The 16,235-nt window shown below is 54.5% G+C and carries 13 protein-coding genes and 2 pseudogenes; 11 read left to right on the top strand and 4 right to left on the bottom strand.

What is annotated here, in order from left to right:
• Position 1 precedes the first annotated feature (1 nt).
• From NMD14_17120 to NMD14_17110, 3 genes and pseudogenes are all read right to left on the bottom strand, one after another.
• The gene (locus NMD14_17120) at positions 2-706 is read right to left on the bottom strand and encodes an IS6-like element IS26 family transposase (protein XEI32431.1); all 705 of its coding nucleotides are present in this window, start codon (positions 704-706) and stop codon (positions 2-4) included.
• A 64-nt stretch (positions 707-770) separates the two neighbouring features.
• Positions 771-2,021, bottom strand: a pseudogene (locus tag NMD14_17115) (transposase).
• 74 nt (positions 2,022-2,095) lie between these two features.
• Positions 2,096-2,179 (bottom strand): annotated as a pseudogene (locus NMD14_17110) (EAL domain-containing protein).
• A gap of 39 nt (positions 2,180-2,218) precedes the next feature.
• On the opposite strand from NMD14_17110, the gene NMD14_17105 reads away from it, so the two are divergent.
• The 11 genes from NMD14_17105 (at position 2,219) to NMD14_17055 (ending at position 15,750) form a co-directional block, all read left to right on the top strand.
• Positions 2,219-2,767: a recombinase family protein gene (locus NMD14_17105; GenBank protein XEI32430.1), complete on the top strand. Its 549-nt coding sequence runs from the start codon at positions 2,219-2,221 to the stop codon at positions 2,765-2,767.
• 55 nt (positions 2,768-2,822) lie between these two features.
• Positions 2,823-5,147 carry a hypothetical protein gene (locus tag NMD14_17100; GenBank protein ID XEI32429.1) on the top strand — a complete coding sequence of 775 codons (2,325 nt, stop codon included), beginning with the start codon at positions 2,823-2,825 and terminating at the stop codon, positions 5,145-5,147.
• 85 nt (positions 5,148-5,232) lie between these two features.
• On the top strand, positions 5,233-5,811 hold the full coding sequence (locus NMD14_17095) for a lecithin retinol acyltransferase family protein (protein ID XEI32428.1): 579 nt from the start codon (positions 5,233-5,235) through the stop codon (positions 5,809-5,811).
• Between the two features lie 50 nt (positions 5,812-5,861).
• Positions 5,862-6,287 (top strand): DUF2787 domain-containing protein, encoded by a 426-nt coding sequence (locus NMD14_17090; protein ID XEI32427.1) that lies wholly within the window; start codon positions 5,862-5,864, stop codon positions 6,285-6,287.
• Positions 6,288-6,401: 114 nt separating this feature from the next.
• Positions 6,402-6,899 (top strand): DNA repair protein RadC, encoded by a 498-nt coding sequence (gene radC, locus NMD14_17085; GenBank protein XEI32426.1) that lies wholly within the window; start codon positions 6,402-6,404, stop codon positions 6,897-6,899.
• Between the two features lie 225 nt (positions 6,900-7,124).
• Complete coding sequence (locus tag NMD14_17080; protein XEI32425.1) at positions 7,125-9,809, top strand: N-6 DNA methylase; 2,685 nt, start codon at positions 7,125-7,127, stop codon at positions 9,807-9,809.
• A 23-nt stretch (positions 9,810-9,832) separates the two neighbouring features.
• Positions 9,833-11,866 carry an ATP-dependent helicase gene (locus NMD14_17075; GenBank protein XEI32424.1) on the top strand — a complete coding sequence of 678 codons (2,034 nt, stop codon included), beginning with the start codon at positions 9,833-9,835 and terminating at the stop codon, positions 11,864-11,866.
• Between the two features lie 3 nt (positions 11,867-11,869).
• Positions 11,870-13,162, top strand: coding sequence for a GIY-YIG nuclease family protein (locus NMD14_17070; GenBank protein XEI32423.1), 1,293 nt, complete (start codon positions 11,870-11,872; stop codon positions 13,160-13,162).
• A gap of 68 nt (positions 13,163-13,230) precedes the next feature.
• Positions 13,231-14,538 (top strand): DUF3696 domain-containing protein, encoded by a 1,308-nt coding sequence (locus NMD14_17065; protein XEI32422.1) that lies wholly within the window; start codon positions 13,231-13,233, stop codon positions 14,536-14,538.
• Positions 14,525-15,061 carry a hypothetical protein gene (locus tag NMD14_17060; protein ID XEI32421.1) on the top strand — a complete coding sequence of 179 codons (537 nt, stop codon included), beginning with the start codon at positions 14,525-14,527 and terminating at the stop codon, positions 15,059-15,061. Before NMD14_17065 ends, NMD14_17060 begins: the two co-directional genes overlap by 14 nt.
• Positions 15,058-15,750, top strand: coding sequence for an RNA ligase family protein (locus tag NMD14_17055; protein XEI32420.1), 693 nt, complete (start codon positions 15,058-15,060; stop codon positions 15,748-15,750). The genes NMD14_17060 and NMD14_17055 overlap by 4 nt, the downstream gene beginning before the upstream one ends.
• 172 nt (positions 15,751-15,922) lie before the next feature.
• On the opposite strand, the gene fis is transcribed toward NMD14_17055, so the two are convergent.
• Complete coding sequence (gene fis, locus NMD14_17050; protein ID XEI32419.1) at positions 15,923-16,219, bottom strand: DNA-binding transcriptional regulator Fis; 297 nt, start codon at positions 16,217-16,219, stop codon at positions 15,923-15,925.
• Between the last annotated feature and the right edge of the window lie 16 nt (positions 16,220-16,235).

The raw sequence follows: 16,235 nt of genomic DNA, 5'->3' as shown, positions 1-16,235 counted from the left end.
CTTACATTTCAAAAACTCTGCTTACCAGGCGCATTTCGCCCAGGGGATCACCATAATAAAATGCTGAGGCCTGGCCTTTGCGTAGTGCACGCATCACCTCAATACCTTTGATGGTGGCGTAAGCCGTCTTCATGGATTTAAATCCCAGCGTGGCGCCGATTATCCGTTTCAGTTTGCCATGATCGCATTCAATCACGTTGTTCCGGTACTTAATCTGTCGGTGTTCAACGTCAGACGGGCACCGGCCTTCGCGTTTGAGCAGAGCAAGCGCGCGACCATAGGCGGGCGCTTTATCCGTGTTGATGAATCGCGGGATCTGCCACTTCTTCACGTTGTTGAGGATTTTACCCAGAAACCGGTATGCAGCTTTGCTGTTACGACGGGAGGAGATATAAAAATCGACAGTGCGGCCCCGGCTGTCGACGGCCCGGTACAGATACGCCCAGCGGCCATTGACCTTCACGTAGGTTTCATCCATGTGCCACGGGCAAAGATCGGAAGGGTTACGCCAGTACCAGCGCAGCCGTTTTTCCATTTCAGGCGCATAACGCTGAACCCAGCGGTAAATCGTGGAGTGATCGACATTCACTCCGCGTTCAGCCAGCATCTCCTGCAGCTCACGGTAACTGATGCCGTATTTGCAGTACCAGCGTACGGCCCACAGAATGATGTCACGCTGAAAATGCCGGCCTTTGAATGGGTTCATGTGCAGCTCCATCAGCAAAAGGGGATGATAAGTTTATCACCACCGACTATTTGCAACAGTGCCCATCGGCGTAGTAGTGGATGTGGTCGATGACAAAGCCGGTGCGGGTCAGCGTGCGCCGGAGGATCGGCAGAAAATCGACCAGGAACGAAGTAGCGCGTGTGACGACGGCCGGTACGCCGACACGCGCCACGGCCTCGGCCCAGCGCGCGGCCGGCGGTTGGAGCAGGCCGTTGTGCACCGAACCGTGGTAGGTGCCGACCGCCAATGTGAGCCAGCGCTCTAGCTCGCGCAGCGTCAGGGCGGCCTTGTTTTCGGAATCGTAGTCGCCGCGCTGGTCAGGGTTGGAGAAGGTCGTTCCCGGCAGTTCGTCGTGAATCATCTGCATCGCCGTGCCGATGATCCGTTCCACGATGCCGCCATAGTGCGGCTGTCCCAGCGGGCGATAGTCCAGCCGGATGCCATGCTGCTCGCAACCCCGGCGCAGGGCCTCGCTCTTGAACTCGGCCGCGTTGTCTAGGTAGAGCAGCAAGGGCTTGCCGCTCATCTGCCAATCCATTTCCACGTTCAGTCCTTCCAGCCAAGGGCGCTTGTCGCAGGCGACATGCACGAGGCACAGGCCAACCGAAACGGCAGACGGCGCTTCCAGCGTGACGACCATGCCGAGCACGCAGCGGGTGAACACGTCGATGGCGAGGGTCAGGTACGGGCGGCCAATAGGTTGCCGGTCGCGGTCATCGACCACGATCAGGTCGATGACCGTATGGTCTATCTGCACCTGCTCCAGCGGCGCGGTCACGGCAGGAGGCTCGCCGCCCACACCTTGTAGGTCACGAGCGGCATCCTGGCCTTCCCGCCGGCGGATGACCTTGCGCGGGTCAAGGCTAGCGATCCGTAAGGCCACGGTATTGCGCGCCGGCACTCGCAGTTTTTGAGCCTTGCACACCTGAGTGACTTCGCGGTGAAAGGCCGCTAGGCTGCGCTTCTGCTTGGTCAGGAACCGCTTTTGCAGTAGCTCGTGGATGACGCGCTCGACCGGTTCCGGCAAGCGCCCCTTACCTTTACCTCCACCGGACTGGCCGGGCACCAGATCCGTCACGAGGCCGCTGCCTTGCCGGGCACGCCGGATCAGAACGTATACCTGGCGCCGAGACAAGCCCAGCGCCTGAGCCGCCATATCGGCCGCTTCGTGCCCGACCGTCTCCGACTGCGCCAACGGACTGATGATCTCCGCACGACGGCGCGCACGCTCCCAAGCCTCATCAGGCAGAGTGGCCACGCCTTGTTCTGGAATCCGTGGGGTGTCCGTCGCCATGCTCACCTCGCTTTGGTGCACACGAGTATTGAGCATAGTCGAGATTGGTGCAGATCACTTCTGATATTGAACTGTCAGGAGCTGGCTGCACAACAGCCATTACGCCCAATCAACTGGTGCAGTCGTCTTCTGAAAATGACAAAGGTGCCTATTTCGTGAGGGGCAATAGGGCTTGCCCTATTGACCGGGAGGAGACCATGGCACTGGTAGGTTATGCACGCGTGAGCACGGTAGGCCAGAGCCTGGATACCCAGCTTCAAGCGCTGGCCGAGTGCAGCAAGATTTTCCAGGAGAAGGTGAGCGGCGCCAGCGATGACCGGCCCCAGCTCGCCCTGCTGCTGGATTGTGTGAATGAGGGGGATGTGGTGATGGTGACCAAGCTGGATCGCCTGGCACGCAACACTCGCCACCTGTTGGAAATTTCGGAGTACCTGCAACAGCGACAAGTGGCCCTGCGCATCTTGAACCTAGGCGTCGACACCTCAACCCCGACCGGCAAGTTGATGCTGACCATGATCGGCGCCATCGCCACCTTCGAGCGGGAGTTGATGCTGGAACGCCAAGCCGAGGGGATTGAGCTCGCCAAACGGCGTGGGGCCTACAAGGGCCGCAAGCCCACCGCGATGGCAAAGGGGCGCGAGGTGCTGGCGCTAGCCAAGCGCGGGTTACCCAGGGCCGAGATCGCGAGGCAGACGGGGATCAGCATTTCCAGCGTGCAACGCATCCTCAGGACAACAGAAAAATAATGCCGGGGTATCTCCCGGCGCATCGGATTCGTATTCAACACAAGGAAGAAAAATAATGAAAAAACATCATCATCTCTCGTTAATCGCCGCGTTGGTCCTCAGTGCTTGCGGCGGTGGCAGCGACAACAGCAGTAGTGATAATGGCGGCAATGGCGCTCCTGCCGATATCACCCTAACCGGTCGCGCCCTCTCCGGCGACTATCTGGCTGGGCAAGCCGCCTGCCTGGACCTCAACGCCAACCAGCAATGTGACAACGGCGAACCGCAGACCACCACCGACAGTCAGGGGCGTTTCAGCTTCACCCTGCCAGAAACGCAGCAAGCCGACGCCCGTCAGGCATGGGCTATTCTTGCTGCTCCTGCCACCTCGCTGAAGGCTGCTGCTCGGGCCGCCGCTACCCCAACCCTGTTCGGTTACGTTGACGGTGCCGAGTTTGTGGTCAGCCCCTATACCCACCAACTGGTCACCAGCACCGCCCCTGGGGAGCGCAAGACCCAGTATCAATCCAGCATCGCCACCAAGGAGAAACAACTGATTGCCAGCGAGCTGGGGCTGACGACGCAGGAGGCCAGCGAACAGAAGCTGTTTGGCGACTATCTGGCGGCGGGTGACGAACACAGTGCGGCCCTGGCTGAAGAGGCAGCCACCAAAGAGCAGCAACTCGTTGAGGCAAGCACCCTGCAAGCCAAGCTGGCGGCGGCCCTTGCCACCAACAACCCGCAAGGATGGCAATCGGTCACGGTCAGCATTCGCAATCTGCGCGAGTACAACCGCAATCAGGACATCTGGCAGCTAATCCGCCTGCAAGAGGTTGTCTACACCAAACGGGTTGAGGCCATCGAGACGACCCGTACCGAGAGCACCCGCTGGCTGCTCGATGAGCAGGGAGGCTACAATGCCCAGCAGCCACTGCGCCGCTTTATCGACGAGGAGCACAAGAACTGGGACAGCAAGCATTATAACCTGCACTCCGCTTGGGACTGGACCTACGACGAGAGCGGCAATGCCACCGTCAAAGGCGAGAGTATCCGCAGCGGCACCTTCAGTCAGGATGCGAATGGTCTCTACAGCTACCACACCACGGAGTTCACCAACGAGGGCACGCCCGTTCCCCATGACACGGCCCCGTTGCCTGAGGATAGTTATTGCGAAGGCTTCGACATCCAGGCCGAGTTCGCCCGCTGGCAAGCCAATCCAAGCCTGACGGCGCTCGACCAGTGTGTAGGCAATGTCCTGCAAAGCGATGACCAGGAGAACCTCGACAGCCAGGGCGCATGGACACAGCACCGCGCCCTGACCTTCTGGCTCAGAGGGGAAGACCCCATCAATCCCAATGGCCCCCCCAGCAGCTACGAAACCCGCACCAGCGTTGTCACTGTGCAAGGGGATACGCAGTTTGTGAACCAACTGGATAACCAGGCTCTGACCATCAACGCCCCAGCGTTGGGTCAGTCTCCCTTCAACCTCACCCGCGATGACAAGCTGAGCCATACCGGTGACAGCGCCATCAAATTGGCCCAGCCGATTTGTGGCGGGTGCGCGGCGACCGAACTCGACAGCAGCATCCCCGGCTTTGGCAAGGTCGAGCTGCAAAACTACAACCCGACCCGCTGGCGCTCGCTGGCCGGGGCCTATCTGGAGCAGGATCACCAGAAGCAGGCGAATGGCTTCACCCTCGCTAATCGCTTCTACCAGTTGGATGTACAGCAGCCTGATGGGCTGACCAAGCCATTGTTCTTGAAATACGCGGGCAATAGCACGCCGTTTATGACTCAGGACTGGCAGTTTGATAGTGCCAGCCAGACCCTGACTGCCACCCATCACTACACCCCCGTTGCCGACCTTGCCGATGTCTGGCCACTGCCACACCAGGTCATGCAAGGTGACGCGTTGGAACTGAAGGCAACCGTCAAGCTCGTGCAATCCAACGGCTTGCCCAGCGCCACGCAGACCACGGCGGTTGATGGCGGTAATGCCATCAGCACGCCCACTTTCGCAGAAGGGCTCTTCAGCTCGCCGCTGCGCTGGAGCGTGCAGAGCAGCGATACCAGCCCAGATGGCCAAGAGTTCGCCGAACTGCTGTTTGGCACCGCGCCGCTGAGCTTCAAGGCCAGCCGTGAGGCGGGTATCAGCCAGGGTATCTGTGGCGGCGACCCCGCCACCGTGCGTCAGGAATTGCTGTTCGCACCGGTTGGCGGGGACATGGTAGTGAGCGTGGTCTGCGATGGTGTCGATGTGGCGCAGCAATATCTGTTGCGCGTGACCACACCGTTCAACGGCACAACCTTCCAGGCAGAGCTGCAATTCTTTGCCGATGGCGCCAACATCTACCGGGAGGCCCCATTCGAGCGTACCCAGCTCACCTTCACCAAACAGTAAGCCTCACTCGTTCGACAACATAAATCCCACAGGGCGTCACCACATGGTGACGCCCTTTTTCATTTTCAGTTCATAAGGAACCGCTATGACCATGCCCCCTCTCACCCTCGGCGACCACCTCGCCGTCCAGCGCCTCGGCTACAGCCACCACGGTCTCTATGTCGGCGACAGGCAGGTGATCCACTACCAGGGACCGTTTGCCAACGATGGTCAAACGGGCCAAATCGTGCAGTGCTCGCTCGATGATTTTCACGGCGAGCAGCCGCTACAGGTGCTCTCTCACCCACGTCGGCCGTTCAGCCCGGAAGAATGCGTGGCACGGGCGTTCTCCCGCTTGGGCGAGCAGGACTATCACCTGCTCTTCAACAACTGCGAACACTTCGTCCTGTGGTGCATCGAGGACCGGCACAGCTCACCCCAGGTGAACCAGGCCACCACCGCCCTCGCGGCCACCGGCAGCCAGTTGCTTAAATCCAGCCAAGGCAGTCAGGCCGTCACCAGCGCCTTGATGGGGGCCTCCGCCAGCTTGGCCAGCGTTCCGGCGACCAGCGGCACCATCTTGTCTGTCACCGCCATCAGCGCCCCGGCATGGGCACCGCTGGCCGTGGGCGTTGCGGTCGCCTATGGCACACACCGGTTATTCAAATGGCTCACCGATGACTAACCCCTTCATTCGTCGCTCAACCACTTCATCACCACGCAAGGAGCAATCCCATGACCATTATCTTCAACCGGGACGGCATCAGCCTTCCCGTGAGTCAGGCGCTGCTGATCCTGCTCAGCCAGGAAGCAGAGCGTACCAACCTCGACTTGGTGCGCTGCACCCAGATCATCTTCAACTTCCGCAACCCCGGCTACAGCGCCGAACGAGGCGGCGTTCATCCGGTCGAGATCCGCCTCATTCGTGGGCTCAATGGCTGGCTGTTCGATTACGTGACCGATTTCAGCTATCAGGGTATCGGAGACTATGCCGAGCTCGGCAAAGAACTCGATTTCAACTTCCTCGACGGCGAGCACGTTATGCAAGGCTGGGGGCCGCTACAGCTGGCAGAGGCGCGAGAGCTGTTCGCGCTGTGGCAGCGCAACTTCGTCGCCTACTGCGGGCTGGAATGCTTCAGCGTCACCGTCAGCGGGAACTAGGAGGTATCGGTAATCCGCTGACCCACTCACCGCAATCACCACCCCCTTTATCGCAAAAAAGCACACCCCACCGGCCCATAGGCCGGTGGGGAGAACGCTTTTGGAGGATCAATCATGTTGCATCAAAAACTCTGTGCTGGGGAGCAACCCGGCACCTACCGGGTGACCGACCTGGTTACCGATGACGACTTGTTCACCATCGCTCAAGCGGTCGCCCGCCAGAAACTCGCCAAGGGCGTTGCCATCACCGACAAGCACTTGGCCCATCAGGCCCTACAAGGGCTGCTGCAAACACGGGATCGCGAAGTGTTTGCCGCGCTATTCCTCGACACCCAACACCGGATATTGGCCTATGAAGAGCTGTTTCTCGGCACCCTGTCCGCTGCGACCGTCTACCCCCGCGATGTCGTCAAGCGGGCACTGCACCACAATGCTGCCGCCCTGATGCTGGTGCATAACCACCCGTCTGGATACCCGGAACCCAGCCGGGCAGATATCAATATCACCCTACGCCTACAGGATGCCTTGGCACTGGTGGATATCCGGATTTTGGATCATCTGGTCGTCGGTACTGAGGGTGTGGTGTCGCTGGCAGAGCGGGGAGAGCTGTAATCAACCTCAAGCCATCCACACAGGGTGGCTTTATTTTTTTGAAATAAATCACAGTTTTTTGATTTTGTACTGCTTTGTGGCTTCGTCCTCTACACACCGTTCTGATTCTGGATCATTGGGTATCGTGTCTTGCTACATCATTGGTTTACCATAACAGCCAATCGAATCTGAACCCTGCCCTCCCTACCGTGGGTGTGATATTGCAGTAGAACACCAAGGATCATCATGGCCGTCAATCAGACCAAAATCTCCGATGACTTGAAAGCGTTGGTCAACGCACCTGACAAATCCGAATTTATCTTTGGCTTTATGGCCGCCTATGGGCTGCCCAAGGCCACGATCACGCATATCAAGCAAGGGGGAAATCGCAACCTGGCCAAAGAAGCGGGCCACGTTGGCATCAACTCAAAGTTCTACTTTCAGCCGGTGAATGAAGGGACCGACATCGAGCTCCTTTTTGAACAGCGGATTGCAGCGTGTGCCAGCACCAAGCACAAATACCGCTTCGTCATCCTCACCGATTTTGTTCGCTTCCTCGCGTGGGACGTTCTGACTGAGGAGAGACTCGATACTGAGCTCGGCGAACTGTTCCGCGAATATGGTTTCTTCCTACCCTTGGCGGGTCTTGAGAAGGCTATTCTGGGTGCCGAGAACCCTGCCGATGTGAAGGCTGCCGAGAAGATGGGCAAGCTCTTCGATCTCATCAAGAGCCTCAACGAATTGAGTAGACCTGAGGATATTCATGCCCTCAACGTATTCCTGACCCGGCTGCTGTTCTGCCTGTTTGCCGAAGATACGGGGATCTTTAATCAGGGTCAGTTCACCTCTGCCATTAAAGGCTACACCGAGGAGGACGGCAGCGACCTCGATCAGTTCCTCAGTGACTTGTTCACAGTCATGAACAGCGAACCCAATAGCGAGTTACGCAAAGACCTACCGTCCCATCTGGCGGCCTTCCCCTATGTAAATGGTGGACTGTTCGCGGTAGATGAACCCATCCCTGCGCTCGGCAAGCAAGGTCGAAAGATCCTGCTGGAGTGCTGCATGATGAACTGGGGGGATATCAACCCGGATATCTTCGGTTCAATGTTCCAAGCGGTGATTGATGTCGAGCAGCGCGGCAATCTGGGCCAACACTACACCTCGTACAGCAACATCATGAAGGTGATCCAACCACTCTTTCTGGATTCACTGCGCGCCGAGTTGGAAAAAAATAGAAAGAGTGCCAATGGCCTCAAAAAACTGCTGGTGCGTCTCGGTAACATCAAAGTCTTCGATCCCGCCTGTGGTTCCGGTAACTTCCTGATCATCGCCTACAAGGAGTTGCACACACTGGAGCGGATGGCAATTCAAGCCTTGCAGCAGCTTGAACCACAGCAGGGCTTCTCCATGAGCAGCCTGCACCTCGATCAGTTTTACGGTATCGAGATAGATGACTTCGCCTGTGAGATCGCCCGCCTTGCACTCTGGCTGGCCGAACATCAACTCAACAAGCAATGGGAGCAAACCTTTGGCTATGCGCCACCTTCATTGCCACTGAGATCATCTGGCAACATCGTGAGCGGCAATAGCTTGGCCTTGGATTGGAATCAAATCTGTCCGAAAGACTGCGAGGATGAGGTTTATGTGATCGGTAATCCACCGTTCTTGGGCACATTGGGTCGTTCAGTTGAGCAGCGGGTAGACATGCAAGCTGTGTTTGACGATACAGCCTTAGGTAGCCTTGATTTCGTCGCCTGTTGGTTCTGGAAGGGGGCGAAATATATTCAAAACTCGCGGGCTGAATTGGCGTTGGTTTCGACCAACTCAATATGCCAAGGTGAACAAGTTGCCACTCTCTGGCCTAGAATCTTCAATCTTGGCCTGAATATTCACTTTGCCTACCCCACCTTTGCATGGGCCAACAATGCTCGCGATAAGGCTGCTGTTCATGTGGTAATCGTTGGGTTATCTGCACGGTCCAAATTGAAACGGTTGTTTCAACAAGTTATGGGGGAGTGGCATAGCCACGCTGTTACCAATATCAGTCCCTATTTGGTAGAAGGCAGTAATATTGCAGTTACAGCGAGTGCGAAGCCATTACTAAAAGATGCGTTAGTTATTGTTCGGGGTAACGGCCCAACGGACAATGGACAGCTCTTGCTGAGTCGCGATGAACATGACGAGTTGTTAAAATGGGAGCCTCAAGCTAAACGCTGGATCAAAAAAGTCCTTGGTGCTGATGAATTCCTGAATGCAAAAGAGCGTTGGTGTTTATGGTTGGTGGGCATCATCAATGAAGACTTGCAGGCCATGCCACTTGTTCAAAAAAGAGTTGATGGTGTTAGAAATTTTCGACTTTCCAGTACTAAAGCCGGGACTCGTAAAAAATCTGCCACACCACACTTGTTTGATGAAATCAGGCAACCTCTCACTGGTACTTATATCCTAGTACCCAAAGTTTCTTCTGAGCGCCGCCCCTATGTACCTTTAGGCTTCTTTGACGTGGAGGTAATTTCCACAGATCTGAATTTTATCCTTCCTAACGGGACCCTATACGAATTTGGGATTCTGAGTTCGTTACTCCATAACGACTGGATGCGTTTGGTGGCTGGTCGGTTAAAAAGTGATTATCGTTATTCAGCCAAATTGGTTTACAACACTTTCCCCTGGCCCACTGTCACATCAGTTCAGCGACAAAACATTGAGCGATTAGCAGAGGAAGTCGAGCTGGCCCGAGAAGATTACCCCGGCAAAACGCTAGCTGAACTCTATGATCCCGAAAAAATGCCTGCTGGCCTGCTTGAAGCACACCAGGCACTGGATAGCGCTGTAGATAAGCTCTATCGGGATCGACCCTTTAAAGATTCAGCGGATCGGGTAAGCCATCTGCTCGGACTCTATGAAAAGCTCGTTGCTGCCACCCGCTAGCCATTTTTGATAAGGAGTCAGGTATGGAAAACATCTTGCAAGTGACCTATGCCCAAAACGGGCAGAGTGCGGCGCTCAACGGTATGGGGATGCGGGAGATGCAGGCCCGCGCCTTTGTTCAGCGCAACAGCCCCTACCTACTAATCAAAGCGCCGCCCGCCTGCGGTAAATCCCGTGCACTGATGTTTCTGGGGTTAGACAAGCTGCTCAATCAGGGCCTGCGCAAAGTCATTGTTGCGGTGCCTGAGATGTCTATTGGCGCGTCGTTTAAAGACACTGCGTTGACCGAATACGGATTCTTTGCGAACTGGCAGGTTAAACCTGAAAACAATCTCTGCATTCATGGCGGTGAAAAGAGCAAGGTGGCCGCGTTTAAGCGCTTTATGGAGAGTGATGACCAGATCCTTGTTTGCACCCACGCCACCCTGCGTTTCGCTTTTGAAGAGGTAGATATCGCCTCGTTTAACGATTGCCTGATTGCCATCGACGAGTTTCACCATGTTTCCGCCAGTGAAGATAGCCGTCTCGGAGCGCTACTCGACGGCTTAATCCAGCAGTCCAATGCACATATTGTTGCTATGACAGGATCTTATTTCCGTGGCGATACCGTGCCCATCCTGACACCAGAGGATGAAGCCAAGTTTACCAAGGTCACCTACACCTATTACGAGCAACTGAACGGCTATCAGCACCTGAAATCTCTCGGGATTGGTTACCACTTCTACCAGGGGCAATATATCGGTGCTCTGCCTTCGGTGTTGAACGCTTCACTGAAAACCATTATCCACATCCCGAACGTGAACTCTGGCGAGTCCACCAAGGACAAGCACACAGAGGTCGATGCTATCTTGGATGTGCTGGGCGAGGTGCAGTCGAAAGATCCCGACACTGGCATCTACCTGGTGAAACGACATGAAGATGGCAAGCTGCTCAAGGTTGCCAATCTGGTGGATGACGATGCCAATGAGCGTCCTAAGGTCCAGGCTTATTTACGTACAATCCAATCAGTTGATGACATGGATATCATCATTGCCCTTGGCATGGCGAAAGAGGGTTTTGACTGGCCCTATTGCGAGCATGTGCTGACCATTGGTTATCGCAGCTCACTGACCGAAGTCGTGCAGATCATCGGTCGTGCGACCCGTGATTGTCCTGGTAAGACCCACGCCCAGTTCACAAACCTGATTGCCCAGCCCGATGCCCAAGATGACGATGTGAAGGTGTCGGTCAACAACATGCTCAAGGCGATCACCACTTCCCTACTGATGGAACAGATCCTGGCCCCCAGTATTCAGTTCAAGCCTCGCTCGCAATGGACTGGGGAGGTGCTGCCACCCAATACCGTGCTCGTTGGGGATGAGACCGTGCCAGTGACGCAAAAGGTATTGGATATTCTCAATGGCGGCAAAGAGGAGATTCTGGCCGCACTGATGGCCAAGGATAAGGTCATCAAACAGGCGATTGCTGAAACAGCGCCGCCCGAGGTATTTACCCAGTTAGAGCTGCCCTCGGTCATTCAGGAACTCTACCCCGACCTATTGCCCCATGAAATAGAGCAAGTTCGATCCGGCCTGTTGCAAAGCATGTATATCAATCAGCAGGGCGGGCTGATCCATGAGAGTGACTTGCCTCCGGATGCTGAGATTGTAGGAGGCCCGAGCCCCACCTCTATCGGAGGGGCAAGCCCTGATGCCACCAAGGATGAAGCAACTGCCAGTAAGCAGTTCTTAAAAATCGGCGAGAAGTTCATCAACATCGACAACCTGAGCATCGACCTGATCGAATCGGTTAACCCGTTCCATGGGGCCTATGAAATCCTCTCCAAATCTGTGACGGCCACCATGCTCAAAACCATTCAGGAAGCGGTCAGCGCCAGCAAGTCACAACTCTCCGAGGAGGAGGCCGTCATGCTATGGCCAAGGATCAAGGCGTTTGCACAGCAGAATAAACGTGAGCCTTCGTTGCATGCGCCTGATCCCATCGAGGTACGACTGGCAGAAGCGCTGGCCTACATCAAACAGAAGAAACAACAATCTGCGGCTAAACAGGAGAGCTAAGTAATGATCCTGTTGCGATCACATCAGCTCAAACCCAAAGCGTCTCTTGAAGATATCTTCGCCGAAGACGATGTATTGGGTCTGCTTGATGTAGAGCCCCTAAAACCGAGAAGCGCGCCAGTTGACCTCGTGAGCAACCAGTTTGGTGACATAGTGGCGTTTTTTGAACAACACGGTAGAGCCCCTCAGAACTCGTACTCTGCTGATATGTCCGAGAAGCGTCTTGCAAGGCGCTTGCAGGCGATACGCACAGATCCAGAGCAATGCCGTGCCCTTTCAGGTCAGGATATCCATGGCCTGTTGGCAGGGATCGAGGTTGTCGGGAGTGTGGCAGAGAAGCATGAGCAGTATCATGCAAAGGATGTAGCTGCTGAGACGGTTAATACATCGACCGTTGACACGTCTGAGCTAGTGACCTCGCTTGACGACATTTTTGCCGACGATGATCTCGGGTTATTGGATTTTGATGCTCCCGATATATTCAGCATGCAGCATGTGCCTAGGGAGAAAAAGGCGTTACCTGACGAGATAGCCCAGCGCCAGCCCTGTCCGGATTTTTCCCGCTTTGCACCGCTGTTTGAGACCGTGAAAACAGGCCTGCAAGGCCAAGAGTTTTCTCTCGTGCGCTATCGAAACGAGCACGGTTTTCAGGTCGGTGATTTCTTCATCCTGAATGGGGTGATGGGTTATGTGCATAGTGCGGGGGAGCGACTGGAACAGTACGAGCGGTATAACGCACGACTTCACTTGGTTTTTGATAATGGCACTGAGCTGCACATGCTCTACCAGTCACTGACCCAGGGGCTTATTCGTGACAAGGAAGGCCGCAAGGTCATGCTAGGTGACAAACTCCTCTTGCCAAATGACGCTCCTATTCCAAGCGGCTTTGTCTATGTGCTCGCAACAAAGAGCGCGGACCCGGTATTGATGCCCTTCAAACAAAATCTCTACAAAATAGGTTTCACCGAGGGCACCGTCGAAGACCGGATAAAGCACGCCGAGAAAGACAAGACGTTCCTGCAAGCCCCGGTCAGGATCATCACAACCTTCCAATGTTTCAACATGAACACCCACAAGTTGGAGACCTTGGTGCACGGTTTTCTCGCCAAGCAGCGCCTCGATATCACCTTGAAGGGGCAGGATGGCACTAGCTATACCCCGAGAGAGTGGTTCCATGCTCCATTGGCAACAGTCCTTGAAGTTATTCATCACATTTTGGATGGGACGATTTCACAGTATCGAATGGATAATACAACGGGGAAGATTGTTGCCAAAAAAACGACCGTAGGTTCGTAATAGTAAAACTGAACCCAGCAACCAGTAATGAACGTCTGGAATAAACCGGAAGCAGGAGAATTGTACTAATGTTCACCGGACTCAAATTGACAAATTTTAAGGCATGGCAAGACACGGGCCTCATGGAGCTGAAGCCCGTTACAATGCTGCTTGGCACGAACTCATCTGGCAAATCAACGCTGATCCAAAGTCTGTTGTTACTCAGGCAAACAGTGCTGTCACCGGACCGAAGTGTTCATTTGAACCTTGGCGGCGATGAGATTATTGATCTCTTCAATTTTGGCGACTTTGACAATGTGCTGCGTCAAGGCGTCACTGGAGTTCGTCAATTTTCACTGAGCTTTACCTTCCATTCGCCCGCATCTTCGCGTGTGAATCACGGGCATTTTTTCTGTAGCTATGGCCAGAATTCGGCTGGTGGTGTGGCCATTCAGGAATGGCGTGTCAGCACAAATGAGCAGCAATTTAGGTCTATTCGCCGTGAGAAAGGCGCATACTCGCTCAATGTTGATGAAGAGACTCAACCTCGGGCTAAGGGTCGGCACCTGTGTCCAGAGCGCTCAGTGTCATTGTCCGCAGAAGCAATTGTGGCGTTGGGGCAGGATGGCGCAGTGCTCGAAGATTTGAGTCTATCTATTCGCCGCGAGTTGGAAAATATCATCTATCTTGGCCCGCTGCGCCGTAAGCCAGAAAGAGACTATGTTTGGAACAAATCCAAACCTGGTGAGGTGGGCAGCGATGGCCATCGCGCCATTGATGTGCTCCTAGCCAGCGCCTTGATGAAAGGCGATGACCAAAATCGCATCATTGAAGGTGTTTCGAAGTGGCTTGTGCGAATGAAGGTTGCCGACAAGCTGGAAGTTAAACAAGTGGGGCGCTCAACTCGCTACGAATTGGTGGTACACCGTGACGGTGTTGAAGCAAACTTGCGTGATGTGGGTATTGGTATTTCACAAGTACTACCCGTCTTGACTATCGCCTATTTCGCGCCAAGAGGCAGCACAATTATCCTTGAAGAGCCTGAGATACACTTGCATCCGCTAGCGCAGTCAGTGTTAGCCGAGTTGTTTGTCGAGGTAAGTAAAGAGCGAAACGTTCAGTTCATCGTCGAAAGTCATTCCGAACACCTATTCCGACGAATGCAGACACTGATCGCCAGACAGCAGATCATGCCCAAAGATGCCGCAATGTATTTTGTTGAACGTGAAGGGAGTGCGGCACGCTTACGGTCGTTAGAGTTGGATGATTTCGGTAGAGTGAAAAACTGGCCAGAAGGTTTCTTCGGGGATGTGTTGGGGGAGACAAGAGAGCAGACCGCCTTGGCCATTAAGCGCGCAAAGGAGCTAAGAGCGAGGGATGGTAATGTACCTAGTTGATACCAATGTAATGCTGGCAGCCAGCGCGGTCTCTGAGTTGTCAGATCAAGCAGTGAGAGCCATGCCGAGAGAGATTGAGCTGCGTGAAATGATTTACGATTGGCTTTCTGAATTTGACCAGTCTGAGCAGCATATTGTACTAGATGAAGAAGGGCTGGTACGAGACGAGTACGAACGAAACATGCCCTTCAACTTGCGCGAGCAGGAATATGGCATGCAGGTTTTACAATACAAGCTAGATAGAAATCAGGCCGTTTATGTACCTATTGATTCAATTGAGGCAAACGGTGAGCATATTGCTGTTCTTGATCCTGCGCACGAAGAACTGGTAACGGATCGAGAGGATAGAAAATGGGTCGCGTGTGCACTGGCTGCGCAGATTCTTTTCGATCAAGTACCACCGATTGTGTACGGAGCAGAGACGGACTGGTTCATAGCAGAGGAGCAACTGAGAGGAATAGGACTTTACTTTCAGAGACTGTTGCCTGATGAGTGGTATACCTCAAAGGTTGCCTCTGGATGACTGCTAAATTCTTTCGTTTCCCTCACACACCTCACATTGCTTGGCTGGGTAACAGCTCACCACGTGATGACAAGGTGCTGTCACCCAGTGAGGTGACATCTCTACTTGCGGGTGATGTTGTGGTAGAAGAAAAGCTGGATGGTGCGAATGTCGGCTTGTCTCTTGCTTCGGATGGAAGTTTACAAGTACAGAATCGAGGGCAATATCTGGCAGCCCCCTATGTCGGACAGTTTGCCCGCATGCCTGCGTGGCTGGCTCAACACTGTGACTCACTGTGTTCCAAACTGAAACCTGGCCTCATCTTGTTCGGTGAATGGTGCGCTGCGCGTCATTCGCTAGATTATGTTGCTCTGCCAGACTGGTTCCTGATCTTTGATGTGTATGATCGCGCCTCAGGTCGCTTCTGGAGCACTTCTCGCCGTGATGCATTGGCTGCTAGCCTAGGTTTGATAACGGTCCCGCAAATACTACATGGGAAGACTACGGTTACTGACCTAATTCATCTTGTTGCAACTACATCGAGCAGATACCGTAAAGGCGCTCTGGAGGGGATCGTGATTCGTCGTGAATCCTCTGACTGGTGTGAAGCTAGGGCAAAGCTGGTTCGACACGACTTTACTCAAGCTATAGATATTCACTGGCGTAAGAGAGCTCTCGAGTGGAATCGACTAGGAGTAGAACATGGGTAAGTTAGATATGGGCAGTAATGTGGCAACACTTGCCCATTTGGTTAGTTAGAACTGAGTAATCAGCGCAGGCATCTAGCCCGGTAAGTGTGGGTCCAAATGTGGGTTCAAAATGAAAAAGGCATTTTCATTTTAATGAAAATGCCTTTATTTTCAATGCATTGATTGCTTTATCTTAGTTCATGCCGTAACGCTTGAGCTTCTTGCGCAGGGTGCCACGGTTGATACCCATCATCACGGCAGCGCGAGTCTGGTTACCACGGGTGTACTGCATGATCACGTCCAGCATCGGCGCTTCGACTTCGGAGAGAACCATATCGTACAGATCAATCACTTCCTGACCGTTCAACTGGGCCAGGTAGTTACGCAGGGCCTGTTGCACAGAGTCACGCAGGGGGCGCTGGGTCGGCTCGGCAGCGTGATTGTGAGTAGTTGTTACCAATGCATCAGAAGTCAGGGTTTGTTCGAACATATTCGGTCGGCTCTTT

This window comes from Aeromonas veronii, assembly GCA_041319085.1.
Lineage (GTDB): Bacteria > Pseudomonadota > Gammaproteobacteria > Enterobacterales > Aeromonadaceae > Aeromonas > Aeromonas veronii_F.
The sequence above is the reverse complement of the archived record's forward strand: the minus strand, read 5'-3'. Positions and strand labels throughout refer to the sequence as shown.

Coding starts and splice junctions, on each gene's coding strand:
- NMD14_17120 (XEI32431.1), bottom strand. CDS start 706: ATGAACCCATTCAAAGGCCGGCATTTTCAGCGTGACATCATTCTGTGG.
- NMD14_17105 (XEI32430.1), top strand. CDS start 2,219: ATGGCACTGGTAGGTTATGCACGCGTGAGCACGGTAGGCCAGAGCCTG.
- NMD14_17100 (XEI32429.1), top strand. CDS start 2,823: ATGAAAAAACATCATCATCTCTCGTTAATCGCCGCGTTGGTCCTCAGT.
- NMD14_17095 (XEI32428.1), top strand. CDS start 5,233: ATGACCATGCCCCCTCTCACCCTCGGCGACCACCTCGCCGTCCAGCGC.
- NMD14_17090 (XEI32427.1), top strand. CDS start 5,862: ATGACCATTATCTTCAACCGGGACGGCATCAGCCTTCCCGTGAGTCAG.
- radC (XEI32426.1), top strand. CDS start 6,402: ATGTTGCATCAAAAACTCTGTGCTGGGGAGCAACCCGGCACCTACCGG.
- NMD14_17080 (XEI32425.1), top strand. CDS start 7,125: ATGGCCGTCAATCAGACCAAAATCTCCGATGACTTGAAAGCGTTGGTC.
- NMD14_17075 (XEI32424.1), top strand. CDS start 9,833: ATGGAAAACATCTTGCAAGTGACCTATGCCCAAAACGGGCAGAGTGCG.
- NMD14_17070 (XEI32423.1), top strand. CDS start 11,870: ATGATCCTGTTGCGATCACATCAGCTCAAACCCAAAGCGTCTCTTGAA.
- NMD14_17065 (XEI32422.1), top strand. CDS start 13,231: ATGTTCACCGGACTCAAATTGACAAATTTTAAGGCATGGCAAGACACG.
- NMD14_17060 (XEI32421.1), top strand. CDS start 14,525: ATGTACCTAGTTGATACCAATGTAATGCTGGCAGCCAGCGCGGTCTCT.
- NMD14_17055 (XEI32420.1), top strand. CDS start 15,058: ATGACTGCTAAATTCTTTCGTTTCCCTCACACACCTCACATTGCTTGG.
- fis (XEI32419.1), bottom strand. CDS start 16,219: ATGTTCGAACAAACCCTGACTTCTGATGCATTGGTAACAACTACTCAC.